Genomic DNA, 24859 nt, shown 5'->3' with positions numbered 1-24859 from the left:
CTATGCTATGCTGCTGTACTAGTTAAATAGTATGGTGGCTGTGATGACGCAATTATCTCTTAACGACCCCGCTCTTTCTGAACAAGGCAATGAGGATTGGCTGCGCTTTGTTGCGCTGTTGCAGAGCTCGTTCGCTCAGGATTTGCATCAGCCGCTGATGCAACTGCTGCTGACACCGGATGAGCGTACCGCTTTGGGGACACGCGTGCGGATTATTCAGGAACTGATGCGTGGCGAAATGAGCCAGCGTGAACTGAAAAACGAACTGGGGGCAGGTATTGCCACAATAACCCGGGGGTCGAACAGTCTCAAAGCGGCGAGTCCGGCGTTGAAACAGTGGCTGGAACAACAATTACTGGGCGATGCGCAGTAGCATCACCCCAGCAGATTATTGATTTGGCGAGGCGATATTGGCGTGCTGGCGATAAATCGGGTTGTGGAAAGGGACCAGCGCCAGTAACAGTGCTTGATGATAAACGCTGGTGCGGCTCAGCCTGCCGTCCGTAAAGATACCGATAGCTCCCCCTGACGCTTCACTTCGGTATTGCCGGTGAGCAAGGCCATTTCACTGCCCAATTCGCGGCCAGCACGAATTCCCTGTAAAATTGATTCTGGCAGCATCAGGCTGGCAGAACGTGATTCGCCGCGGGTCATCGGGTTTTCTACCGTCATCCAGGCGAATGTCATATTTTCTTCTATCCCGGCTTCCACCCCGACCCAAAAGTCGGCTTCTGGCCGCACCTGCCGTGCTTCCATTACGCGCTGGCGCGCGCCGGTACGGGTCTCGGCATTGCCAATGGGTTGCAGTGAAACGCCGCTGGCGACGTCAACGGATTCGATGCGGCATTGGTCTGCACCGAAGGTATCTTCGAAGGCCAGTTGAATAGCCTTGATCTTTGCCGGGTTGGTAGTTGCAGCGACAACATGGTACATAACGGGTTTAGCTTCCTTAAAGTGAGGCTGTGTCTTGCCATTGCTTATGATGGCTATGTAAGTGCGGAACAAGGCACGGCCGCAGTTAAACTCAAGTTTCACGCAGTATAACGGAAAAGAAAAATGTTACAGGTATACCTCGTTCGCCATGGCGAAACGGAATGGAACGCAGCACGTCGCATTCAGGGCCAGTCCGATAGCCCATTAACCGCCAAAGGCGAACACCAGGCTCATCTGGTTGGCAAGCGCGTCTGCCGTGAAGGCATTACGCATGTGATTACCAGCGATCTTGGCCGCACCCGCCGTACCGCGCAAATCATTGCGGATGCCTGTGGTTGTGACGTTGTTATGGATGCCCGGCTGCGTGAATTGCATATGGGCGTTCTGGAAGAACGTCTGATCGATAGCCTGACACCGCAAGAAGAGCAGTGGCGTAAACAGATGGTCGATGGTACTGCTGAAGGCCGTATCCCTCAAGGTGAATCTATGATGGAGTTGGGCGAGCGCATGCGCGCTGCGCTGGAAAGTTGCCTGCAGTTGCCGCTAGGCAGTAAGCCGCTTATCGTCAGCCATGGTATCGCTCTGGGCTGTCTTATCAGCACGGTGCTTGGGCTGCCAGCCTACGCCGAACGCCGTTTACGTTTGCGCAACTGCTCGCTGTCTCGTGTTGACCATCAGCAAAGCCCATGGCTGGCTTCTGGCTGGATTGTTGAGACTGCGGGCGATGTCTCGCATCTGGACATGCCCGCGTTGGATGAGCTCCAGCGCTAACGGCGGATTGGGATCAGATAATCGCAATTGACCTCGCTCGGTGGCGATTGGGGCGGTCTACGTTCATTAAGCGGGTAGAAACGCTCAACGTCATGCCCTTTGCGGCGTGTCAGTCCCAGCGCAGGCAAACAGGTGCCGTACAGCATCAGGATAAATTCCTGCAGCCCGGAGGTCGGCCCTTGATAACTGAACATGGCATATTCTCCACCCTGCAGCACCACTGGATGACCTTCTTGAACTTTGGAAGGCACATGCCTTGGTTCCAGAGCCGTGGTGTACAGCACTTCCTGCTCGTCGTCTTTTTCCTGGCTTGGCCGGGAATGGTGCAGGCCATACAGCACTGGCGGCAGGCTTTCTGCTTCGCCAAGGTATTGGCGCCAGAACTGTGAACGCAGTTCTTTGCGGAAGCTGGAAATCTGCTCCAGCGTACAGGAGTAGCTCTGCGTCACACCGATCAGATGCAGTTCCGGCAGGGTGATAAATTCAGGACGTGGCAGTGTGAATGCACCCAGACGTATTGGCGGGCAAAGGCCGAATGCGTTCCAGTCTTCAGTACGGCGATACAGGGCAGGCGTTTGCGCAAACTGCTTTTTGAATGCGCGAGTGAAAGTTTGTTGCGAGTCAAAACGATACTGTAGAGCAATGTCCAGAATGGGGCGACTGGTCAGACGTAATGCAACGGCGGCTTTGGACAATCTTCTGGCCCGAATGTAAGCCCCGATGGCATTACCAGTGATATCTTTGAACATCCGTTGCAGATGCCATTTAGAGTAGCCTGCTTTTGCCGCCACGTTGTCCAGTGACAAAGGCTGGTCCAAATGGCTTTCCAGCCAGCTAAGCAGATCACGAATGATACCGGCTTGGTCCATAGATCTTCCTCGTAGAACTTTAAGTGTTGGAAACTGAATTGTTATAATTTATCGTGTTGGGACCTGATGCTAAATAACTGATACATCAATGAGTTGCGTTGTATGCAGATCGTATCTTAAACATCCCGCTCAAAAGTAAGGGGGTGATTACATTAACAAGCGTAAAGAAATAGTGATGTCGCATAGTATCAATTTTTTCTTCCACGACTCTGAAAGATTTCTGACACTCCTCGTGTTAAAAAGAGACGATCGGAAAGAGATAGTTCTTATTTTGGGACCGAAAACATCAACGTTATTAATAGCAGATCTGTTTTTCAAACTGGCGGTACATTTGGAGTTAAGTGGATGAAAAAAAGATGGATATTTTTGCTGGGTTTAATTTTTTTCGCGGCAAATAGCGCACAAGCTGAGCAGGTAGGATCGGTTGATACAGTATTTAAACTGTTCGGTCCGGATCACAAAATTGTGGTTGAGGCGTTCGATGATCCAGATGTTAAAAATGTAACTTGTTATATCAGCCGCGCTAAAACCGGTGGGATAAAAGGTGGGCTTGGATTAGCGGAGGACACCTCGGACGCGGCCATTTCCTGCCAGCAGGTTGGGCCGATCGAACTGAGTGACAAGATCAAGAACGGTAAGGCGCAGGGCGTCGTGGTATTCCAGAAGCGTACGTCTTTGGTATTCAAAAAGCTGCAAGTGGTACGTTTTTATGACGCCAAACGCAATGCGTTGGTCTACCTGAGCTATTCTGACCGGGTGGTAGATGGCTCGCCAAAGAATGCTTTGAGCGCAGTGCCGATCATCCCCTGGGGTGACGTTAAATAAAACAAAGGGGTTCAGCAAGCTGAACCCCTGGAACCTTTGCCGGAGGAGTCTTACTCTTCCAGATCGCCGCAGAAGCGGTAGCCTTCACCATGAATGGTGGCAATGATTTCCGGCGTATCCGGCGTAGATTCGAAGTGTTTACGAATGCGGCGGATAGTCACGTCTACGGTACGGTCATGAGGTTTTAGCTCACGGCCCGTCATTTTCTTCAGCAATTCACCGCGCGACTGGATCTTGCCCGGGTTTTCACAGAAGTGCAGCATGGCACGGAATTCACTGCGCGGCAGTTTGTATTGCTCACCTGCCGGGCTGATCAAAGAGCGGCTGTTGATGTCCAGTTCCCAACCGTTAAACTTGTAGCTTTCAACCAGTTTACGCTCTTCGCCGACGCTGCCCAGATTCATGGTGCGTGACAGCAGATTGCGCGCACGAATGGTCAGTTCGCGTGGGTTGAACGGTTTGGTGATATAGTCATCGGCGCCGATTTCCAGGCCGAGGATTTTATCGACTTCGTTATCACGCCCGGTAAGGAACATTAGTGCGACGCTGACTTGTTCTCGCAGTTCACGTGCCAGCAACAAGCCGTTTTTGCCAGGCAAGTTGATATCCATGATAACCAGGTTGATATCATTTTCAGACAGGATGTTGTGCATTTCTGCACCGTCATTGGCTTCATGAACAATGTAGCCTTCCGCCTCGAAAATGCTCTTCAGGGTGTTACGAGTGACTAACTCGTCTTCGACAATCAGAATGTGCGGGGTCTGCATATTTGCTACCTAAAATTGCCAACAAAATAGAAAATAGGAAGTACAGAAGTCTTTGCTTTTCATGGAGGGCAGAGATACCGCTCACGTTCCCTCTTACCAAATGACTAAAGTACGTAAACTCGTTCTTGATGCGCTTTCCACCAATGTCAACAAGATCGCTAGCCTGGTGGGGATGCTATTTTCTACAACCCCAATGATGCCAAAACGGCGCATATCCTAACCTTATTAACAGCAATATAACAGTGCGTGCCGAATTCATCATCTAACAAAATTACGCTTTGTTGACATATATCAAATTCAATTGTAGCACGTTAACAGTTTTGTGAAAAACACTTACAGAAAGGCTAGGTTAAGTCACAGTTCAACAAATTCTGTGTACGATTCAGCATTGTTAAGCCCAATGCGTTACAATTGTCAGTAAATTGATTTTGCCTTATTTATAGCTTATTGATTTTAATAAAAATTAAACGTTAACTTGTAGATATGATAGTTTCGACTTATTTATCTATCTAAAGTGCTGTTTAATAATATATCAATAGTTCAGCATGTACTATGTTAAACATTTGTAAATATAATCAGACAAACCTGAACAGTCAAAGAACTATTACCATTATTTTGATGGAGAAGAGATGCAGCTTCATATCGTGTTAGTGGCGCCGGCCCGGCCAGAAAACGTTGGCGCAGCAGCGCGAGCGATGAAAACCATGGGGTTCACTTCGTTGCGTATCGTTGACAGCGAGGCTCATTTACAACCTGCAGCGCACTGGGTGGCTCATGGTGCTGGCGATATTCTGGATGCGGTGCAGACATTCCCTTCATTGGCGCTGGCGTTGGCGGGTGTAGATTTTACCGTGGCGACCACCGCCCGCAGCCGCGCACGCTTTCATTACTATTGCACACCGCAACAGTTGACCGGCCAATTGGCTGAGCGCCAACAGTGGGTGCAACAGGCAGCACTGGTTTTTGGCCGGGAAGATTCCGGCCTGACCAATGAGGAACTGGAGTTGGCCGATCTGCTGACCGGCGTACCCATGGTTGCTGATTATCCATCCCTGAATCTTGGGCAGGCGGTGATGGTGTATTGCTATCAGTTGGCGGAGTTAATGGCGGTCAGGGCATCAGAAGAATCTATAGCGGATGCCGGGCAATTGCAGGCATTGCGCCAGCGGGCGGATCGTTTGTTGAATTCTCTGGAGGTGGCAGATGACCAAAAATTGCGCGACTGGCTGCATCAGCGGCTGGGTGTTTTGCACCAGCGTGATACCGTGATGCTGCATACTCTGTTACATGATATTGAAAAAAATTGATGAAATGATTTTGATGCCATTTATTACTTATGCAGCTGAATAAACTGCATTTAAGCGGTTATGTCATTTTTTTATGCTGTTGTTTGGTTTTTTCGCTGTTTCATCGCGCAGGTAAGTCATTGAGCAGTAAATAGGCAAAGTAAAGAAATAATTTGACTTGAGAAAGCGATTGCTTTAACCAATAGAGGGGACAGAGATTCTAATGAGACAGACAGACTAAATGCGAAATATCAGCCTGAATACCACAATTATTACCACCACCGATACCACAGGTAACGGGGCGGGCTGACGCGCACAGGAATAGAAGAAAAAGCCCGCACCTAAACAGTGCGGGCTTTTTTTCGGCATAAATTCAGGAGAGAAACAGAAATGCGAGTGCTGAAATTTGGTGGAACCTCGGTAGCGAATGCGGAACGTTTTCTGCGCGTTGCCGATATCGTGGAAAACAATGCGCGTCAGGGGCAGGTAGCCACGGTATTGTCCGCGCCTGCGAAAATCACCAATCACTTGGTGGCGATGATCGACAAAACGGTAGCGGGCCTTGATATTCTGCCAACCATGAGCGATGCCGAGCGCATTTTTGCCGATTTACTCAGCGGTCTCGCTCAGGCACAGCCAGGGTTTGAATACGATCGCCTGAAGGCTCTTGTCGAGCAGGAGTTCGCACAGCTCAAGCAGATATTGCACGGTGTGGCGTTGCTGGGGCAGTGCCCGGACAGCGTCAATGCGGGCATTATCTGCCGCGGGGAAAAACTCTCCATTGCCATCATGGAAGGCGTATTCAAGGCCAAGGGTTATCCGGTTACGGTGATTAACCCGGTCGAGAAACTGTTGGCACAGGGGCATTATCTGGAATCCACCGTGGATATTGCCGAGTCCACCTTGCGCATCGCGGCGGCAGCCATTCCGGCCGATCATATCGTGCTGATGGCTGGCTTTACTGCGGGTAACGACAAAGGTGAACTGGTGGTATTGGGGCGTAATGGCTCTGATTACTCGGCGGCGGTGCTGGCTGCTTGTCTGCGTGCAGATTGCTGCGAGATCTGGACGGACGTTGATGGTGTTTATACCTGCGATCCGCGTACCGTACCAGATGCCAGATTATTGAAATCGATGTCCTATCAGGAGGCGATGGAGCTCTCTTATTTCGGCGCAAAAGTCCTCCATCCTCGCACCATCGCCCCGATTGCCCAGTTCCAAATACCTTGCCTGATTAAAAATACCGCCAACCCGCAAGCCCCCGGCACCCTGATCGGTGGTGAAAGCGTAGTTGATGATACCCCGGTAAAAGGCATCACCAATCTGAACAATATGGCGATGATCAACGTTTCCGGGCCTGGCATGAAAGGGATGGTGGGTATGGCGGCGCGGGTGTTTGCCGTGATGTCCCGTGCCAGGATCTCGGTGGTGCTGATCACGCAGTCTTCTTCCGAATACAGCATCAGTTTCTGTGTACCGCAGAGCGAATTGCAACGCGCCCGCCGCGCGCTGGAAGAAGAGTTCTATCTGGAGCTGAAAGATGGCGTGCTGGAGCCTCTGGATGTGATGGAACGCCTGGCGATTATCTCGGTCGTGGGTGATGGCATGCGCACCTTGCGGGGCATTTCAGCACGTTTCTTCTCAGCTTTGGCACGGGCCAATATCAATATTGTGGCGATTGCGCAGGGCTCTTCAGAGCGTTCAATCTCGGTGGTTGTTGACAATGACTCTGCTACCACCGGTGTGCGTGTCAGCCATCAGATGCTGTTCAATACCGATCAGGTGATTGAAGTCTTTGTGATTGGCGTGGGCGGTGTCGGTGGCGCATTGATCGAACAGATCTATCGCCAGCAACCTTGGCTGAAGCAAAAGCATATCGACCTGCGCATTTGTGGCATCGCCAATTCGCGTGCCATGCTCACGAATGTGCATGGGATCCGGCTTGAAAGCTGGCGGGATGAGCTGGCCAGTGCGAAGGAACCGTTCAACCTTGGCCGCCTGATCCGTCTGGTGAAGGAGTATCATCTGCTTAACCCGGTGATTGTCGACTGTACTTCCAGCCAGGCGGTGGCCGATCAGTATGCCGATTTCCTGGCCGATGGTTTCCATGTGGTTACACCAAACAAGAAAGCCAACACGTCGTCGATGAATTATTACCAGCAGTTGCGCAACGCTGCAGCCGGTTCACGCCGCAAATTCCTGTACGACACCAACGTGGGTGCGGGCCTGCCGGTGATTGAAAACCTGCAGAACCTGCTCAACGCCGGTGATGAGTTGACGCGTTTCACCGGCATTCTGTCGGGTTCATTGTCGTTTATCTTCGGTAAGCTGGATGAGGGGATGTCGCTGTCGGCGGCCACCCAGCAGGCCAAGGCTAATGGCTATACCGAGCCGGATCCGCGTGACGATCTTTCCGGGATGGACGTAGCTCGCAAGCTGCTGATCCTGGCCCGTGAGGCCGGATATGCGCTCGAACTGAGCGATATTGACGTCGAATCGGTGTTACCACCGTCGTTTGATGCCAGCGGTGATGTGGCAAGCTTTATGGCCCGCTTGCCGGAGCTGGACGCCGAGTTCAACCGCCGCGTAGCCGCTGCTGCCGAGGAAGGCAAGGTATTGCGTTATGTTGGTGCGATCGAAGATGGCCGCTGCCAGGTGCGTATTGATGCGGTAGATGGCAACGATCCGTTGTATAAAGTTAAGAACGGCGAGAACGCCCTGGCCTTCTACAGTCGTTATTATCAGCCATTGCCGCTGGTGCTGCGTGGTTATGGCGCAGGTAATGATGTGACCGCGGCGGGGGTGTTTGCCGATCTGCTGCGCACCCTGTCATGGAAGTTGGGAGTTTAATATGGTTAAGGTGTATGCACCGGCTTCAATTGGTAACGTCAGCGTCGGGTTCGATGTGCTGGGCGCGGCGGTTTCCCCTATCGACGGTTCGTTGCTGGGGGATTGCGTCAGCGTAGAGGCGGCAAGCCGCTTCAGCCTGGAAAATTCCGGGCGCTTTGTCAGCAAGCTGCCGACCAATCCGCAAGAGAACATTGTCTACCAGTGCTGGGAGCGTTTCTGCCAGGAAATTGGCCGTGAAATCCCCGTGGCGATGCGCCTGGAGAAGAATATGCCGATCGGTTCAGGGCTGGGTTCCAGCGCCTGTTCGGTGGTGGCAGGGTTAATGGCGATGAACGAGTTTTGCGATCGCCCGCTCGACAAAATGCAACTGCTGGCATTGATGGGGGAACTGGAAGGGCGTATTTCCGGCAGCGTGCATTACGACAACGTTGCGCCTTGCTATCTCGGCGGGTTGCAACTGATGCTGGAACAAGAAGGTAATATCTGCCAGGAAGTTCCTGGCTTTAAAGAATGGTTGTGGGTGATGGCGTATCCGGGGATTAAGGTGTCCACTGCGCAAGCCCGTGCCATTCTGCCAGCACAGTATCGGCGGCAAGACTGTATCAGCCACGGCCGCTATCTGGCTGGCTTTATTCACGCTTGTCATACGCAACAACCGCACCTGGCGGCCAAACTGATGCAGGATGTGATTGCCGAGCCTTATCGTACTCGCCTGTTGCCTGGATTTGCCGAGGCGCGCAAAGCCGCACAGGAAATTGGTGCGCTGGCCTGCGGGATTTCCGGTTCCGGCCCAACGCTGTTTGCGGTCTGTGAAGACAGCGCAACGGCGCAACGCGTAGCTGACTGGCTGACTAACCATTACCTGCAAAACGACGAAGGTTTTGTTCATATTTGCCGTCTGGATACCGCAGGCGCTCGACTATTGGGATAACGCATGAAACTGTACAATCTTAAAGATCATAACGAACAGGTCAGCTTTGCTCAGGCGATCAAGCAAGGCCTGGGTAAGCAACAGGGGCTGTTTTTCCCGCTGGAACTGCCTGAATTTGAGCTGACCGAGATCGACCACCTGCTGGAGCTGGATTTCGTCACTCGCAGTACCAAAATCCTGTCCGCTTTTATCGGTGACGAGATTAGTGAAGAAGCGCTGCATAAACGCGTTAAGGCCGCCTTTGAGTTCCCGGCCCCGGTGGCGCAGGTGGAGAGCGATGTTGCCTGTCTGGAGCTGTTCCATGGCCCGACGCTGGCGTTCAAAGATTTCGGCGGTCGCTTTATGGCACAAATGCTGGCAGAAGTGGCAGGCGATCAGCCAGTCACCATCCTGACTGCAACTTCAGGTGATACCGGCGCGGCTGTGGCTCACGCGTTCTATGGCTTGAAAAACGTGCGTGTGGTGATCCTGTACCCGCAGGGCAAGATCAGCGCGTTGCAGGAAAAACTGTTCTGCACCCTGGGTGGCAACATCCACACCATCGCTATCGACGGTGATTTCGATGCCTGCCAGGCGCTGGTCAAACAGGCATTTGACGATCAGGCACTGAAAGAAGCGGTGCACCTGAACTCTGCCAACTCGATCAACATCAGCCGCCTGCTGGCGCAGATTTGTTACTACTTTGAAGCGGTAGCGCAGCTGCCACAGGAAGCTCGTAATCAACTGGTGGTTTCCGTACCCAGCGGCAACTTCGGTGATTTGACCGCCGGTTTGCTGGCGAAATCCTTAGGATTACCGGTGAAGCGTTTTATCGCTGCAACCAATGCCAACGATACCGTGCCGCGCTTCCTGGTTTCCGGCCAATGGCAACCACATGCCACAGTGGCAACGCTGTCCAATGCCATGGACGTCAGCCAACCAAACAACTGGCCGCGTGTGGAAGAGCTGTTCCGTCGTAAAATCTGGCAATTGAAAGAGCTGGGCCATTGTGCGGTGAGTGATGAAACCACTAAAGACACCATGAAGGAGTTGGCGGCTTTGGGTTACCTTTCCGAGCCGCATGCGGCAATCGCCTACCGTGCACTGCGTGACCAACTGAAAGCAGGGGAATTTGGCCTGTTCCTGGGCACGGCTCACCCGGCTAAGTTCAAGGAAAGCGTGGAGGAGATCCTGGGCCAGGAACTGCCATTGCCAAATGCTCTGGCTGTGCGTGCCCAGTTGCCGCTGTTGTCTCATAACATGCCGGCAGATTTTGCCAAAGTGCGTCAATTCCTGATGACCTTGCCAGCTTAACGCCAGCCCGTTCCCTCTTCCTCAGGAAGAGGGAACCCCTTTACGCTTGTTCCGGGCGTTTAAACACCAGCTCATTCCCCGCCGAAGCGGCCTCGTCAAAGGCGTAGCCTTCCAGGTTGAAATCTGCCAGATGTTCACTTTTTGTCAGGCGGTTTTTGATGATAAAGCGGCTCATCAGCCCACGCGCTTTCTTGGCATAGAAACTGATGACCTTGTACTTGCCGTTCTTTTCGTCCAGGAATACCGGTTTGATCAATGAGCCGTGGAGTTTTGCCGGTTTCACCGATTTGAAATACTCATCTGAAGCCAGGTTAACCACCACGTCATCGCCTTGCTGTTCCAAGGCTTCATTGAGCTTTTTAGTGATTTGATCGCCCCAGAAACTGTATAAATCCTTACCTTTCGGGTTTTCCAGCTTGATCCCCATTTCCAGTCGGTAGGGCATCATCAGATCCAGCGGACGCAACACCCCGTACAGGCCAGACAGCATACGCAGGTGCTGTTGTGCGAAGTCGAAATCCTCTTCGCTGAAATCTTGCGCCTGCAGCCCGGTATAAACATCCCCTTTAAAGGCCAGCAGTGCCTGGCGGGCATTATCCGGGGTGAATTCTGGCCGCCATTCACCAAAACGTGCCGCATTCAGGCCAGCAAGCTTATCGCTGATACCCATCAGGCCAGAAATTTGTGCCGGGGTGAGCGTGCGGCAGATTTTGATCAGCCGCTGTGATTTATCCAGCAACTCGGGCTGTGTATAACGTTCGGTGGCTAGTGGGCTGGTGTAATCTAGGGTTTTGGCAGGTGAAATAATAACGAGCATGGTCACGTCCTGTTTATCAACATGCGGATACTGTAGCAAAAAGCGCGCAACATCAGGAGGAATGGCTGTAATAGGGCGCACTTTACGCACGCCCTGGAAGGGTTAACTCAGTTTGGCCTTTTCCCAGATACCCGGTTCGAGCTGGGCTTCCAGCTCCGGGTAACGGCTGACGTCAAAAGAGGGTAGCCTACCCAGCCAGCGCTGGTGGTTGTAATCGTCGGCCAGCTTGAATGCGACACCGGACAGCAACAAAATAGCGGTCAGATTGGTGATGGCCATCAACGCCATGGCCGTATCTGCCATTTTCCATAACGTCGGCATATCAGCCAGGGTACCGAACATCACCATGGCCAGAGACACACAGCGGAAAAGCAGTAACCCGGCTGGACGATTGCGCTGCAGGAAAATCAGATTGTTTTCTGCATATGCATAATTGGCAATGATCGAGGTAAAGGAAAAGAAGAAAATAGCGATGGCAACAAAGGGGGGCCCCAGGCCCCGATGGCATTGGCCAGTGCCCGCTGGATCAGATCGATGCCGCTAATGTTGGCCGGGGATTGATCCAGTGCCCCGGAAGCCAGAATGATCCCTGCCGATGCCGTGCAGATCACGATGGTATCGATAAATACGGCAAGCATCTGCATATAGCCCTGGGAGGCTGGATGATGTGGATAAGGTGTGGCAGAGGCTGCCACATTGGGGGCGGATCCCATGCCTGCTTCGTTAGAAAACAAGCCGCGCTGTACCCCCTGCGTCATGGCCTGGGCAAAGCCATAACTAACCACACCCGCAGCCGCTTCCTGAAGGCCGAAAGCACTTTTAAAAATCAGCGCCAGAATGGCAGGCATGCGCTCAATATTCAGACTAATCACCCACAAGGCCATCAGCAGATAGGTCGCAGCCATCAGCGGGACGACCTTTTCCGCGACCTGGGCGATAAAGCGCATACCGCCAACGATCACGATACCGCTCATAAAAACCAGGGCTATCCCGACGTAGAACGGGTCAAAGTTAAAGGCAACGACGCTGGCTTGAGCAATCGAGTTGGCCTGTACGGCGTTAAACAGCATGCCGTAAGAGATAAGCAGGAAAAAGGAGAACATGATACCCATCCACCGCATTCCCAGCCCTTTTTCCATATAGTAGGCCGGGCCGCCGCGGTAGTGGCCTTTTTCATCTTTGGTTTTGTAAAGCTGAGCCAGGGTACTTTCAATAAAAGAAGTCGCCATACCAATAAACGCAACCACCCACATCCAAAAGATGGCGCCAGGGCCACCCACAGAGAGGGCTATCGCCACACCGGTGAGATGCCCAGTACCTACGCGGGCGGCTAGCGATGTACATAACGCCTGGAAGGGTGAGATCCCCGCACTGTCACGCTTTGTGCTGTTCTTCAGCACAGAGAACATATGGGAGAAGTGGCGTATCTGAATGAAGCGGGTGCTCAGGGTGAAATAGATACCGGCGCCCAACAGCAAATAGATCAGTACTGAACCCCACAAAATAGTGTTAATAAAGGTAATCAGATCCGTCACAGGTCACTCCTTGTCAAGATCTACAACGCCTTATGCTTTTCACTTGGTGTGAAAATACCTTGAGTCAGTTTTTACAAGAGCTTAGCTAAAAAAGTACGACGTTATCCTGGTAGGACCTTTCGTTTATTTTAGCTGTACATATTATAATCAGCGTGAATTTAACATAATTTCCAACCGTGATAGCGCGATAATGCCGTTCTATTTATTCGTTAATTGCGAATCATTACCGCGTAACCGGTTGCTCGCGCAAGGATAAAACAACTGCCACCCAGGCATGATTTTCCTGCCTTGCACCGGGCCTTGCGCATGTTATTATCAGGGCAAGGCAAGGTTGAACGATGCCAAAAGTTCATGCACAAACGATGAGATAATGCCACCATGACCGATAAATTAACTTCCCTACGCCAACTGACCACGGTAGTTGCGGATACGGGTGATATCGCTGCAATGAAGCTATATCAACCGCAAGATGCAACCACCAACCCTTCGCTGATCCTCAACGCAGCCCAAATTCCTGAATACCGCAAACTGATTGATGAAGCTATTGCCTGGGCGCGCGAGCAGAGCAGCGATCGCGATCAGCAGGTTGCCGACGCCGCCGACAAGCTGGCCGTCAATATTGGTCTGGAAATCCTGAAACTGGTTCCGGGCCGTATCTCCACCGAAGTGGATGCCCGCCTGTCTTATGATACTGAAGCTAGCGTTGCCAAAGCTAAGCGCCTGATCAAACTTTATAATGAAGCGGGTATCGGTAACGAACGTATCCTGATCAAACTGGCTTCGACCTGGCAGGGTATCCGTGCTGCCGAGCGTCTGGAAAAAGAAGGCATCAACTGTAACCTGACGCTGCTGTTCTCCTTCGCTCAGGCTCGTGCCTGCGCCGAAGCCGGGGTATACCTGATTTCTCCATTTGTTGGCCGTATCCTCGATTGGTACAAAGCCAATGGCGACAAGAAAGAATTTGCGCCACATGAAGATCCAGGCGTGGTTTCCGTGAGCGAAATCTACCAGTACTACAAGCAGCACGGTTACGAGACCGTGGTGATGGGCGCAAGCTTCCGTAACGTCGGGGAAATCATCGAGCTGGCGGGCTGTGATCGTCTGACTATCGCTCCTGCGCTGCTGAAAGAACTGGCAGAAAGCGAAGGTGCTCTTGAGCGTAAACTGTCCTATACCGGTGAAGTGAAAGCGCGCCCGGCGCCACTGACGGAACCTGAGTTCTACTGGCAGCATAACCTGGACCCAATGGCGGTTGAGAAACTGACTGACGGTATCCGTAAGTTTGCTGTAGACCAGGGCAAGCTGGAAAAAATGATCGCCGATCTGCTGTAATTTATCCTGGGATTTCAAGCTGCCGGTAACAACGCTGCAGCTTGGGATACGAGAGGTAAACCTGGTAATTCGCATGGAAAAGGTGGCTTCTGCCACCTTTTTTATTCCTGCTATCCACGCTGTCAGGCAAACCCCCTATACTTCCGCCATCAATCTCCCAGGCCGATTTCCAGTTTACGATTGAAAACGGCGAAGGATAACAGGGCAGGAAAGAGACCTGCCCGAGAGCATCAGACAGAGGTTAATCATGGACACATTACATATTGGTTTGGTTTCTATCTCGGATCGCGCATCCGGGGGCGTTTATCAGGATAAAGGTATTCCGGCCCTTGAAGAGTGGCTGAGCAGCGCGTTGGTGACCCCCTTCAAACTGGAAACCCGGCTGATCCCCGATGAACAAATGCTGATCGAACATACCCTCTGTGAACTGGTTGATGAAATGGGTTGCCACCTGGTGCTGACTACCGGCGGTACCGGCCCGGCCAGACGTGATGTTACCCCCGATGCCACGCTGGCGATCGCCGATCGCGTTATGCCCGGCTTTGGCGAGCAAATGCGCCAAATCAGCCTACACTATGTGCCAACGGCCATTCTTTCACGCCAGGTTGGTGTGATCCGCAAGCAGGCATTGATCATCAATCTGCCTGGGCAACCCAAATCGATCAAGGAAACGCTGGAAGGGGTGAAGGACGATCAGGGCAAGGGGGTGGTACAGGGCATTTTTGCCAGCGTGCCGTACTGCATCCAGTTGCTTGAAGGTCCCTATGTCGAGACCCATGAGGCCGTAGTAGCAGCATTCCGCCCCAAGAATGCACGCCGCGAGATAAACCTCTAAATTTCAGCAATCTGCGGAATAACATCCAGTGGTTCTGGTGTGGAAATAATTTGCCGTTATAGTAAGCATCTTTTTACAGAAGGCCTTCTGCTTTCTTTATTTTTTCTGTTTCCTTTAACGGTATCTTATGCATCACGATAATAATCGTCGGCTCAACCGGCAAGACTATAAGACTCTGACGTTGGCTGCCCTGGGGGGCGCGCTGGAGTTTTATGATTTTATTATTTTTGTTTTTTTTGCTGCGGTAATGGGCGAACTGTTCTTCCCGGCCGATATGCCAGAATGGCTACGACAGGTGCAGACTTTTGGTATCTTCGCGGCCGGTTATCTGGCCCGGCCACTCGGCGGTATCATCATGGCGCATTTTGGCGATCTGGTTGGCCGAAAAAAGATGTTCACTCTGAGCATCCTGCTGATGGCCCTGCCCACATTGGCCATGGGGATGCTGCCCACCTATGCCAGCATTGGCATTGCTGCGCCGTTGCTGTTGCTGTTGATGCGCGTCCTGCAAGGGGCGGCGATCGGTGGCGAAGTTCCAGGCGCCTGGGTGTTTGTCGCTGAGCATGTGCCACGCAATCGTATTGGTTTCGCCTGCGGTACGCTCACCGCGGGTCTGACTGCCGGCATTTTGCTGGGTTCGCTGGTAGCAACCATCATCAACACTACGCTCAGCCAGCAAGCCATCCATGACGGTGGCTGGCGTATTCCATTCTTCCTGGGCGGTATCTTCGGCCTGTTTGCCATGTACTTGCGCCGCTGGCTCCAGGAAACCCCGATCTTTATCGAGATGCAGGCGCGTAAAGCGCTGGCAGAAGAACTGCCGCTGAAATCAGTGGTAGTGAATCACAAAAAAGAAGTGGTGGTCTCGATGCTGCTGACCTGGCTATTGTCGGCCGGTATTGTCGTGGTGATCCTGATGACGCCAACCTACCTGCAAAAACAGTTTGGTATTGCACCCGCGCTGTCGCTGCAAGCTAACAGCATCGCGATAATTATGCTGATTGTTGGCTGTATCACCTCTGGTTCGGCGGCGGATCGCTTTGGGGCCAGTAAAACCTTTATTGTAGGCAGCCTGCTGCTGGCGGGATGCAGTTGGTTGTTTTATCGGTCGATAGCTACCCACCCGGAAATGCTGTTTGCTACCTATGCGCTGGTGGGATTCAGCGTGGGGATTGTTGGCGCAGTGCCTTACGTTCTGGTGCGGGCTTTCCCGGCAGAAGTGCGATTTACCGGGATCTCGTTCTCATATAATGTGTCATACGCTATTTTTGGCGGTCTAACCCCGATATTTGTCACGTTGATTATGAGGTTAACTCCGTTAGCGCCCGCTTACTATGTTTTGGCGTTATCGGCGATAGGGCTGTTGTTAGGCCTCTATCTGCATCGTGACCTGAACAGCGAAAAACCTGCGGTAAACTGAACCCCGTGAGCGAAAAAAGCCCTGCGGTTTTTGTGCCGCAGGGCTTTTTCATATCATGACGTAACGGCTATCAGGCAGTGACAGTAACCGGCGCTGCCTGCTGAACTTCCACAGTGCCGATTGGCAGCACGGTGCGGCCCAACTGCTCATTGATCACTTCTGCCATGGCCAGATAGATAGCGCTGGCTCCACAGATGACCCCTTCATAACCGGCGAACGTCAGGATCGCGTGGTTACCGGTGATGTTACCCACGGCCAGCAGGGCAAACAGCAGCGTCAGGCTGGCAAATACGAACTGCAGTGCGCGGTTGGCGCGCAGCGTGCCAAAGAACATGAACAGGGTGAATACGCCCCATAACGCCAGATAGACGCCGAGGACGGTAGCATCGGTGGGTTCCGCCAGGCCCATGCGTGGCAGCAGCAGAATACCTACCAGACTCAGCCAGAAGCAGCCATAAGAGGTAAAGGCGGTCAAACCGAAGGTGTTGCCTTTCTTGAATTCAAGAATACCGGCAAAAATCTGAGCCATGCCACCGAAGAAAATCCCCATGCTGATGATGACGGAAGTCAGTGGGAAAAAACCTGCGTTGTGCAGGTTCAGCAAGACGGTAGTCATCCCGAAGCCCATCAGACCCAGGGGGCCAGGATTCGCCAACTTGTTGTGCATATATCCTCTGCGATCACAGAAATTGATACCCGTTGCCTTTCAAGCCACAGCGTTGTGATTTGCACTGACTGTCACTTGAAATTTATAGGGTATGACCAAAATGGGTGAATAAAACAATATTTGGTCTGAGTGGCCGAAAAAAGCATAACTTCCACCAGAGCGCGCGGCATCATAATGATCCCCGAGAAAGGAAACAATGATCTGACGAGTGATAAAAACGAAATTTTTTTGCTTTAGCCCTTGATGCTGGTGCGGATGGCCCCATCTTATTTGCAACCGCAGTTGCTGACCGCGGGTAAGACTGAGATATCGGGCAGTTGAAAAGTAAAAAATCGCCCGCATATAGGTTAGCAACCTGATCGATTATAAATTTATTTAGTGGAGATGTTTAGATGGGCAAAATTATTGGTATCGACCTGGGTACAACCAACTCTTGTGTAGCAATTATGGATGGTGGCAAAGCGCGTGTGTTGGAGAACGCCGAAGGCGATCGCACCACGCCTTCTATCATCGCATATACCCAGGATGGTGAAATTCTGGTTGGCCAGCCAGCTAAGCGTCAGGCTGTTACTAACCCACAAAACACCCTGTTTGCGATCAAGCGCCTGATTGGCCGTCGCTTCCAGGATGATGAAGCACAGCGTGACAAGGCTATCATGCCTTACGACATCATTGCTGCCGATAACGGCGACGCATGGCTGGAAGTGAAAGGCCAGAAAATGGCACCACCGCAGATTTCTGCAGAAGTGCTGAAGAAAATGAAGAAAACGGCGGAAGATTACCTGGGCGAACCGGTAACTGAAGCGGTTATCACAGTACCAGCCTACTTCAACGATGCTCAGCGTCAGGCAACCAAAGACGCTGGCCGTATTGCGGGTCTGGAAGTGAAACGTATCATCAACGAACCTACCGCTGCAGCCCTGGCTTACGGCCTGGACAAAGAAGTGGGTAACCGCACTATCGCGGTTTATGACCTGGGTGGTGGTACTTTCGATATCTCGATTATCGAAATCGATGACGTTGACGGCGAGAAAACCTTCGAAGTGCTGGCAACCAACGGGGATACCCACCTGGGTGGTGAAGACTTCGACAGTCGTCTGATCAACTATCTGGTTGAAGAGTTCAAGAAAGAGCAGGGCATGGATCTGCGTAACGATCCGCTGGCCATGCAGCGCCTGAAAGAAGCCGCTGAGAAAGCGAAGATCGAGCTGTCTTCCGCTCAGCAGACCGACGTTAACCTGCCGTACATTACTGCAGATGGCAGCGGTCCAAAACATATGAACATCAAAGTGACCCGCGCAAAACTCGAGTCACTGGTAGAAGATCTGGTTGCACGCTCTATCGAGCCGTTGAAAGTGGCTTTGACAGACGCAGGCCTGTCGGTTTCTGACATTCAGGACGTGATCCTGGTAGGTGGCCAGACCCGTATGCCGATGGTGCAGAAGAAAGTTGCTGATTTCTTCGGTAAAGAACCACGTAAAGACGTTAACCCGGACGAAGCGGTTGCCGTAGGTGCTGCTGTTCAGGGCGGTGTGTTGGCTGGTGAAGTTAAAGACGTTCTGCTGCTGGACGTAACCCCGCTGTCGCTGGGTATCGAAACCATGGGCAGCGTTATGACTCCGCTGATCACTAAAAACACCACCATCCCGACCAAGCACAGCCAGGTGTTCTCGACTGCCGAAGACAACCAGGCAGCGGTTACCATCCATGTGCTGCAGGGTGAGCGTAAACGCGCTAACGATAACAAGTCACTGGGCCAGTTCAATCTGGACGGCATCCAGCCTGCTCCACGCGGTATGGCGCAGATCGAAGTTACCTTCGATATCGATGCCGACGGTATTTTGCATGTGTCTGCGAAAGACAAGAATACCGGCCGTGAGCAGAAGATCACCATCAAGGCATCTTCTGGTCTGAACGAAGAAGAAATCCAGAAAATGGTGCGCGATGCGGAATTGAACGCTGAAGCAGACCGTAAGTTCGAAGAGCTGGTACAGACGCGTAACCAGGCGGATCACCTGATCCACGGTACCCGTAAGCAGTTGGAAGAAGCGGGTGACAAACTGCCAGCAGAAGACAAAACGGCTATCGAAGCTGCCCTGAAAGATCTGGAAGTCGCGGTCAAAGGCGAAGATAAAGCCGAGATCGAAGTGAAAACCCAGGCTCTGGTGCAGGTTTCCGGCAAGCTGCTGGAAATGGCACAGGCTCAGGCGCAGGCACAGGGTGCTGACGCTGGTGCAGACAACGCGGCGCAAAAAGATGACGACGTGGTCGACGCCGAGTTTGAAGAAGTTAAAGACAAAAAATAATCGCCCTTAAGCGGGCACGGTGAGGCCAGAGGCCGTAACCGGAAACCAGCACGGGCGTCGAGGCAACTCTACGCCCGTGCACGCATGTTAAGGGTTAGAGAAATAATGGCGAAGAAAGATTATTACGAGATTCTCGGCGTTGCCAAGGCGGCGGACGAGCGAGAGATAAAAAAGGCGTACAAGCGCCTGGCGATGAAGTATCACCCTGACCGTAATCAGGAAAAAGACGCTGAAGCCAAATTTAAAGAAATCAAAGAAGCGTATGAGGTCCTGACCGACGATCAAAAACGTGCTGCCTATGATCAATACGGTCATGCCGCCTTTGAACAAGGTGGTATGGGTGGCGGTGGCGGTTTTGGTGGCGGCGGTGCAGATTTCAGCGATATTTTCGGTGACGTGTTTGGCGATATTTTCGGTGGCGGACGCCGTCAGCGTGCCAGCCGTGGTTCCGATTTACGCTATAACATGGATCTGACGCTTGAAGAAGCGGTACGCGGTGTGAGCAAAGAGATCCGCATTCCAACGCTGGAAGAGTGCGATGTCTGCCATGGTAACGGTGCCAAACCTGGCAGTTCCCCGGCGACCTGCCCAACCTGCCAGGGTCAGGGCCAGGTGCAGATGCGCCAGGGGTTCTTTACCGTACAGCAGGCATGTCCGCACTGCCACGGGCGTGGTCAGATCATCAAGGATCCATGCAACAAATGCCACGGCCATGGCCGTGTAGAGAAATCAAAAACCTTGTCGGTGAAGATCCCGGCAGGCGTAGATACTGGCGATCGTATCCGCTTGGCGGGCGAGGGTGAAGCCGGTGAGCATGGTGCTCCAGCAGGCGATCTGTACGTTCAGGTTCAGGTGAAGGCGCATCCGATCTTTGAGCGTGAAGGCAATAATCTGTACTGCGAAGTGCCTATTAACTTTGCCATGGCTGCACTGGGTGGCGAGATTGAAGTCCCTACGCTGGATGGCCGGGTTAAGCTGAAAGTACCCGCAGAGACCCAGACCGGTAAACTGTTCCGCATGCGTGGCAAAGGGGTGAAATCGGTACGCGGTGGCAGCCAGGGTGACCTGTTGTGCCGTGTTGTGGTAGAAACCCCGGTAAATCTTAATGACAAACAGAAGCAGCTGCTGAAGGAACTGGAAGAAAGCCTGGGGGGCCTTCTGGTGACAAAAACAGCCCACGCTCGAAAAGCTTCTTTGACGGTGTGAAAAAGTTTTTTGACGATCTGACTCGTTAATTAGCGCTTTTTTGCTGGTCACACTTAAAACCCCGGGTTAAAAGCCGGGGTTTTTCATTGTTTAGCGTCCTTATACCCTTATAAAAAGTGTGACATACAACCTGGATTGATCGGTTTTTTCGAGTTAATTTGCACTTATAAACTGTTTTTTTCGAGGTTATTCCTCACCTATACTCTGCGCACTGTCTGAAATCCAGGGCGATATCGCCTTGCTATTATCTGGAGTGACGTACTGTGACTAATATTATTCGTCAATTTCTACGCCAGGAAGCGGCGGGTGGCGTCATCCTGATTGTCGCCGCCTTGGTCGCGTTGATCATGGCCAATACCCCTATGCAGGGGCTATACCAAGCTTTTCTCAACCTGCCGGTGATGGTCAAAATTGCCTCGCTGGAGATAGCCAAGCCATTGCTGCTGTGGATTAACGATGGCTTGATGGCCATCTTCTTTCTGGTGGTCGGCCTGGAGGTCAAACGTGAACTGATGCAAGGTTCATTGGCTGGGCGTGATAAAGCCGTGTTCCCGGCGATTGCCGCACTTGGCGGCATGTTGGCGCCAGCGCTGATCTATCTGCTGTTCAACGGTGCCGATGAAGTGGCACGCCAGGGGTGGGCGATCCCGGCAGCGACTGATATCGCTTTCGCGCTAGGTGTGATGGCACTGTTGGGCAACCGTGTACCGACCAGTCTGAAAGTATTCCTGCTGGCATTGGCGATTATTGATGATTTGGGTGTGATCATCATTATTGCGCTGTTTTATACCCATCAGGTATCGATGCTGGCGCTGGGGGTTGCTGCCACGGCTATAGCCGTCCTGGCGGTAATGAACTGGCGTGGGGTGGGTAAAACCTCGTTGTATATGATTGTCGGGCTGGTGTTGTGGGTCGCGATCCTCAAATCGGGCGTACATGCCACGCTGGCCGGGGTGATTGTCGGATTTATGATACCGCTGAATGCCAAGAGCGAGCCTTCACCTTCAGAAACGCTGGAACATGAACTACACCCATGGGTGGCTTTCCTAATTTTGCCGTTATTCGCCTTCGCTAATGCGGGTGTTTCACTGCAGGGAGTTTCACTGAGTGGATTGACCTCGTTATTGCCGCTGGGCATTGCTGCCGGGCTTTTCATCGGTAAACCATTAGGGATTTTCACCTTCAGTTGGCTCGCAGTGAAGCTAGGAATTGCCCGTTTGCCTGAAGGTATAGGCTTTAAACAGGTGTTTGCCGTTTCCGTGCTCTGTGGTATTGGTTTCACCATGTCGATCTTTATCGCTTCGCTAGCCTTCACTGATGCGGACATGGCCCTCATAACTTATTCCAAGTTAGGGATATTATTGGGTTCGACCACTGCCGCAGTAGTGGGTTACGGCTTGCTGCGTTTGGCGTTACCGCGCAGCAGTTTGCAGCAATAGTCGCCTGGAGCAGCGTGCGGGGAAACCTGGCTGCTCCGGTCATTTGGCTGGGGATAAAGACGACCAGATGTTGTCTGAACTAAAGAAAGGGAGTTTGTCGCTCATCATGGCAGACCGTTTGCCGATGAGGAATCTAAGGAGAGCACGTCTTGAGAATGTCACATATCAATTTTAACCATCTTTATTACTTCTGGCAGGTTTGCAAAGAGGGCTCGGTAGTCGGTGCCGCAGAAGCTTTATTCCTTACGCCACAGACCATAACCGGCCAGATCAAAGCGCTGGAAGAGCGGCTCAACGGTAAGCTGTTTAAACGTCAGGGGCGCGGATTAGTGCCCTCTGAGTTGGGGCAGTTAGTGTTTCGTTATGCCGACAAGATGTTCATGCTGAGCCAGGAAATGCTGGATATCGTCAACTATCGCAAGGAATCCAACCTGCTGTTTGATGTGGGGGTAGCGGATGCGTTATCCAAACGTCTGGTCAGCCAGGTATTGGAAACTGCGGTGGTGGTCGACAACGAGCAAATCCACCTGCGCTGCTTTGAATCTACGCATGAGATGCTGCTTGAGCAGTTGAGCCAGCATAAGCTGGATATGATCCTGTCAGATTGCCCGGTCGATTCCAGCCAGCAGGAGGGGTTATTCTCGCTCAAACTAGGGGAGTGCGGGATCAGTTTCTTCTGCCGTCAGCCTGCACCACATTTACCGTTCCCAGCTTGTTTGGAGCAGCGCCGTTTGCTGATCCCGGGAAGGCGTTCGATGCTGGGGCGCAAATTGCTTAACTGGTTCAACACTCAGGGTATCAAAGTAGAGATACTGGGTGAGTTTGACGATGCGGCATTGATGAAGGCTTTCGGTTTGTACCACAACGCGATCTTCGTTGCGCCGACACTGTACGCGCGGGATATTTATAACGATGATGACGTAGTGGAGATTGGGCGAATCGACAGCGTTCATGAAGAGTACTACATCATTTTTGCCGAGCGGATGATCCAGCACCCGGCGGTGCAGCGGGTATGTAACAAGGACTTCTCGGCGCTGTTTGCACTTTAGTGCCTGCGCTTAGAACGTAAAAAAACCGGCCTAGGCCGGTTTTTTTAACAAGCAGACAACGTAATGCTTATTGCATTGCGTTGATACGCGCAGTCAGGTTTGACTTATGACGTGCTGCTTTGTTCTTATGGATCAGGCCTTTAGCTGCCTGGCGATCCACAAGTGGTTGCATTACGAGGAATGCGGTTTGTGCTGCTTCTTTATCGCCAGCTGCGATTGCTGCGTCTACCTTCTTGATGAAGGTACGCACCATTGAGCGACGGCTAGCATTATGCTTGCGGCGTTTCTCAGACTGCACGGCGCGTTTCTTAGCTGATTTGATATTAGCCAAGGTCCAACTCCCAAATATATTCTATTGAGGACAATTCAAAGGCCGAGGAATATGCCCTTTTAGCCTTCGTTTGTCAATGGATTTGTGCAAATAAGCGCCGTTTGTACGGGCGGCACTTGCTACGTTGTGATGGCGCAGGATTTTACCAGCTTCGGCCATTGGAATACAGTGTTTCGCGAGAAAAATCGCCATGTGATTTGCATCACCGTCTGCAAGCGGCTGGCGGCGGCGGATCATCCCCCGTCTTTCAAGCTTCTGTCAGAAGGCAAGCTTGATATCAGCTGGCTAATATACCACGCATTGGGCTGGATAAACGGTGGTGAAGGCGATTTTCCTCCGGTATGGTATGACTATTACATCAAAGGAACCAATCGCGGGTTAACCTTAACCGCTGTACAAGGTATAATCCGCCGATTTCCACTGTTTTGAGCCAGCTATGCAGCTAATTCGCGGCATCCATAATATCCGGGCACGCCACCATGGTTGCGTGCTTACCATCGGCAACTTTGACGGCGTACATCGCGGTCACAAGGCGTTGTTGGAGCAGCTGAAACATCAAGGGCGAAGCCTGGGGCTGCCGGTGATAGTCATGATCTTTGAGCCACAACCGCTGGAACTTTTTGCTGCGGATAAGGCTCCGGCCCGCCTCACGCGCTTGCGTGACAAGGCCAAATACCTTGCGCAGGCCGGGGTTGATTACCTGCTGTGCGTCAAATTTGATCCCCGCTTTGCCGCCCGTACCGCGCAGGCGTTTGTCGCTGAGCTGCTGGTGGAAAAACTGGGCGTGAAATTCCTGATGGTGGGGGATGATTTCCGATTTGGCGCTGGCCGCCAGGGGATTTCCCGCTGTTGCAGAAAGCCGGGGAAGAATACGGCTTTGAAGTGATCAGCACGCCAACCTTCCGTGAAGGCGATCAACGCATCAGCAGCACCGCGATTCGCAATGCGCTGCGCGATGATGATTTGGCGCTGGCGGAAAACCTGCTCGGGCATCCTTATAGTATTTCTGGGCGGGTGGTGCATGGCGATGAACTGGGGCGGACCATCGGTTTCCCCACTGCCAACCTGCCGCTAAAACGCCTGGTTGCGCCAGTGAAAGGGGTTTATGCGGTTGATGTGTATGGGCTTGGCCCACACCCATTGCCGGGTGTCGCCAATATCGGCACGCGGCCTACCGTGGCAGGCGTGCGCCAGCAGTTGGAAGTGCATTTGCTGGACGTAACAATGGATCTGTACGGGCGTCACCTGGATGTGGTGCTCCGCGCAAAATTGCGCAATGAACAGCGTTTTGCTTCGCTCGATGCGCTAAAGCAGCAAATCGCCAACGATGTGGTGACTGCCCGGAAGTTCTTCGGGCTACAGACACCGGCTTAATCTTACGAACCGAAATCGAGAAT

At 52.4% G+C, this 24859-nt stretch carries 20 protein-coding genes, 4 pseudogenes and 1 other annotated feature; of the genes and pseudogenes, 17 read left to right on the top strand and 7 right to left on the bottom strand.

All coding sequences use genetic code 11. From position 1 onward, the window contains the following. The first annotated feature begins 43 nt into the window (after positions 1 to 43). Positions 44 to 373 carry a trp operon repressor gene (trpR, locus tag ACQ86O_RS01190; protein ID WP_431223809.1) on the top strand — a complete coding sequence of 110 codons (330 nt, stop codon included), beginning with the start codon at positions 44 to 46 and terminating at the stop codon, positions 371 to 373. A gap of 126 nt (positions 374 to 499) precedes the next feature. Here the strand turns inward: trpR and yjjX are convergent. Further along, positions 500 to 933 (bottom strand): annotated as a pseudogene (yjjX, locus tag ACQ86O_RS01185) (inosine/xanthosine triphosphatase); the annotation flags it as partial. A 123-nt stretch (positions 934 to 1056) separates the two neighbouring features. On the opposite strand from yjjX, the gene gpmB reads away from it, so the two are divergent. Continuing rightward, a complete protein-coding gene (gpmB, locus tag ACQ86O_RS01180) occupies positions 1057 to 1704 on the top strand; it encodes a 2,3-diphosphoglycerate-dependent phosphoglycerate mutase GpmB (protein WP_431223808.1) in 648 nt (215 codons plus the stop codon). Here the strand turns inward: gpmB and robA are convergent. Then, positions 1701 to 2573 (bottom strand): MDR efflux pump AcrAB transcriptional activator RobA, encoded by an 873-nt coding sequence (gene robA, locus ACQ86O_RS01175; RefSeq protein ID WP_431223807.1) that lies wholly within the window; start codon positions 2571 to 2573, stop codon positions 1701 to 1703. The two genes, gpmB and robA, sit on opposite strands and share 4 nt — an antisense overlap. Positions 2574 to 2918: 345 nt before the next feature. Between robA and creA the strand changes: the two genes are divergently transcribed. Next, entirely contained in the window at positions 2919 to 3398 is a 480-nt protein-coding gene (gene creA / locus ACQ86O_RS01170) for a protein CreA (protein ID WP_431223806.1), read from the top strand. A 50-nt stretch (positions 3399 to 3448) separates the two neighbouring features. Here creA and arcA read toward each other — a convergent pair whose 3' ends face one another. Then, positions 3449 to 4165: a two-component system response regulator ArcA gene (gene arcA, locus ACQ86O_RS01165; protein WP_431223805.1), complete on the bottom strand. Its 717-nt coding sequence runs from the start codon at positions 4163 to 4165 to the stop codon at positions 3449 to 3451. A 629-nt stretch (positions 4166 to 4794) separates the two neighbouring features. Here arcA and ACQ86O_RS01160 point away from each other — a divergent pair. The 5 genes from ACQ86O_RS01160 (at position 4795) to thrC (ending at position 10525) form a co-directional block, all read left to right on the top strand. Continuing rightward, on the top strand, positions 4795 to 5472 hold the full coding sequence (locus tag ACQ86O_RS01160; protein WP_431223804.1) for a tRNA/rRNA methyltransferase: 678 nt from the start codon (positions 4795 to 4797) through the stop codon (positions 5470 to 5472). Between the two features lie 220 nt (positions 5473 to 5692). Further along, positions 5693 to 5761 carry a thr operon leader peptide gene (gene thrL / locus ACQ86O_RS01155; RefSeq protein ID WP_071998276.1) on the top strand — a complete coding sequence of 23 codons (69 nt, stop codon included), beginning with the start codon at positions 5693 to 5695 and terminating at the stop codon, positions 5759 to 5761. After that, positions 5700 to 5816: a sequence feature (Thr leader region), on the top strand. (Overlaps the previous gene by 62 nt.) Positions 5817 to 5841: 25 nt before the next feature. Next, entirely contained in the window at positions 5842 to 8301 is a 2460-nt protein-coding gene (gene thrA, locus ACQ86O_RS01150; protein WP_431223803.1) for a bifunctional aspartate kinase/homoserine dehydrogenase I, read from the top strand. A gap of 1 nt (position 8302) precedes the next feature. Further along, complete coding sequence (gene thrB, locus ACQ86O_RS01145; protein WP_431223802.1) at positions 8303 to 9232, top strand: homoserine kinase; 930 nt, start codon at positions 8303 to 8305, stop codon at positions 9230 to 9232. Between the two features lie 3 nt (positions 9233 to 9235). Then, positions 9236 to 10525 carry a threonine synthase gene (gene thrC / locus ACQ86O_RS01140; protein WP_431223801.1) on the top strand — a complete coding sequence of 430 codons (1290 nt, stop codon included), beginning with the start codon at positions 9236 to 9238 and terminating at the stop codon, positions 10523 to 10525. A 40-nt stretch (positions 10526 to 10565) separates the two neighbouring features. On the opposite strand, the gene yaaA is transcribed toward thrC, so the two are convergent. Together yaaA and ACQ86O_RS01130 are read right to left on the bottom strand one after the other, a co-directional pair. Continuing rightward, on the bottom strand, positions 10566 to 11342 hold the full coding sequence (yaaA, locus tag ACQ86O_RS01135) for a peroxide stress protein YaaA (RefSeq protein WP_431225623.1): 777 nt from the start codon (positions 11340 to 11342) through the stop codon (positions 10566 to 10568). Between the two features lie 102 nt (positions 11343 to 11444). Beyond that, positions 11445 to 12877 (bottom strand): annotated as a pseudogene (locus tag ACQ86O_RS01130) (alanine/glycine:cation symporter family protein). Positions 12878 to 13255: 378 nt separating this feature from the next. On the opposite strand from ACQ86O_RS01130, the gene tal reads away from it, so the two are divergent. The 3 genes from tal (at position 13256) to ACQ86O_RS01115 (ending at position 16464) form a co-directional block, all read left to right on the top strand. Next, positions 13256 to 14209 carry a transaldolase gene (gene tal, locus ACQ86O_RS01125; RefSeq protein ID WP_431223800.1) on the top strand — a complete coding sequence of 318 codons (954 nt, stop codon included), beginning with the start codon at positions 13256 to 13258 and terminating at the stop codon, positions 14207 to 14209. 247 nt (positions 14210 to 14456) lie between these two features. Then, positions 14457 to 15044 carry a molybdopterin adenylyltransferase gene (mog, locus tag ACQ86O_RS01120; protein WP_431223799.1) on the top strand — a complete coding sequence of 196 codons (588 nt, stop codon included), beginning with the start codon at positions 14457 to 14459 and terminating at the stop codon, positions 15042 to 15044. A gap of 127 nt (positions 15045 to 15171) precedes the next feature. Next, complete coding sequence (locus ACQ86O_RS01115) at positions 15172 to 16464, top strand: MFS transporter (RefSeq protein ID WP_431223798.1); 1293 nt, start codon at positions 15172 to 15174, stop codon at positions 16462 to 16464. 70 nt (positions 16465 to 16534) lie between these two features. Here the strand turns inward: ACQ86O_RS01115 and satP are convergent, their stop codons facing one another. Next, a complete protein-coding gene (satP, locus tag ACQ86O_RS01110; RefSeq protein WP_431223797.1) occupies positions 16535 to 17131 on the bottom strand; it encodes an acetate uptake transporter in 597 nt (198 codons plus the stop codon). Positions 17132 to 17523: 392 nt separating this feature from the next. Between satP and dnaK the strand changes: the two genes are divergently transcribed. The 4 genes and pseudogenes from dnaK (at position 17524) to nhaR (ending at position 23131) form a co-directional block, all read left to right on the top strand. Next, on the top strand, positions 17524 to 19437 hold the full coding sequence (dnaK, locus tag ACQ86O_RS01105; RefSeq protein ID WP_431223796.1) for a molecular chaperone DnaK: 1914 nt from the start codon (positions 17524 to 17526) through the stop codon (positions 19435 to 19437). 105 nt (positions 19438 to 19542) lie between these two features. Then, a pseudogene (gene dnaJ / locus ACQ86O_RS01100) lies at positions 19543 to 20672 on the top strand (molecular chaperone DnaJ). Between the two features lie 234 nt (positions 20673 to 20906). Continuing rightward, positions 20907 to 22082, top strand: a complete 1176-nt coding sequence (gene nhaA / locus ACQ86O_RS01095) for a Na+/H+ antiporter NhaA (protein ID WP_431223795.1) — start codon at positions 20907 to 20909, stop codon at positions 22080 to 22082. Positions 22083 to 22231: 149 nt separating this feature from the next. Continuing rightward, positions 22232 to 23131, top strand: coding sequence for a transcriptional activator NhaR (gene nhaR / locus ACQ86O_RS01090; protein WP_431223794.1), 900 nt, complete (start codon positions 22232 to 22234; stop codon positions 23129 to 23131). A 67-nt stretch (positions 23132 to 23198) separates the two neighbouring features. On the opposite strand, the gene rpsT is transcribed toward nhaR, so the two are convergent. Continuing rightward, positions 23199 to 23462, bottom strand: a complete 264-nt coding sequence (gene rpsT, locus ACQ86O_RS01085) for a 30S ribosomal protein S20 (RefSeq protein ID WP_033637053.1) — start codon at positions 23460 to 23462, stop codon at positions 23199 to 23201. An 84-nt stretch (positions 23463 to 23546) separates the two neighbouring features. Between rpsT and ACQ86O_RS01080 the strand changes: the two genes are divergently transcribed. Then, entirely contained in the window at positions 23547 to 23891 is a 345-nt protein-coding gene (locus ACQ86O_RS01080; protein WP_431223793.1) for a hypothetical protein, read from the top strand. A 7-nt stretch (positions 23892 to 23898) separates the two neighbouring features. After that, positions 23899 to 24836, top strand: a pseudogene (ribF, locus tag ACQ86O_RS01075) (bifunctional riboflavin kinase/FAD synthetase). Positions 24837 to 24859: the final 23 nt, after the last annotated feature.

Source organism: Serratia sp. L9 (assembly GCF_050632285.1).
Taxonomy (GTDB): Bacteria; Pseudomonadota; Gammaproteobacteria; order Enterobacterales; family Enterobacteriaceae; genus Chania.
This window is presented reverse-complemented; position numbering and strand designations above follow the sequence as displayed.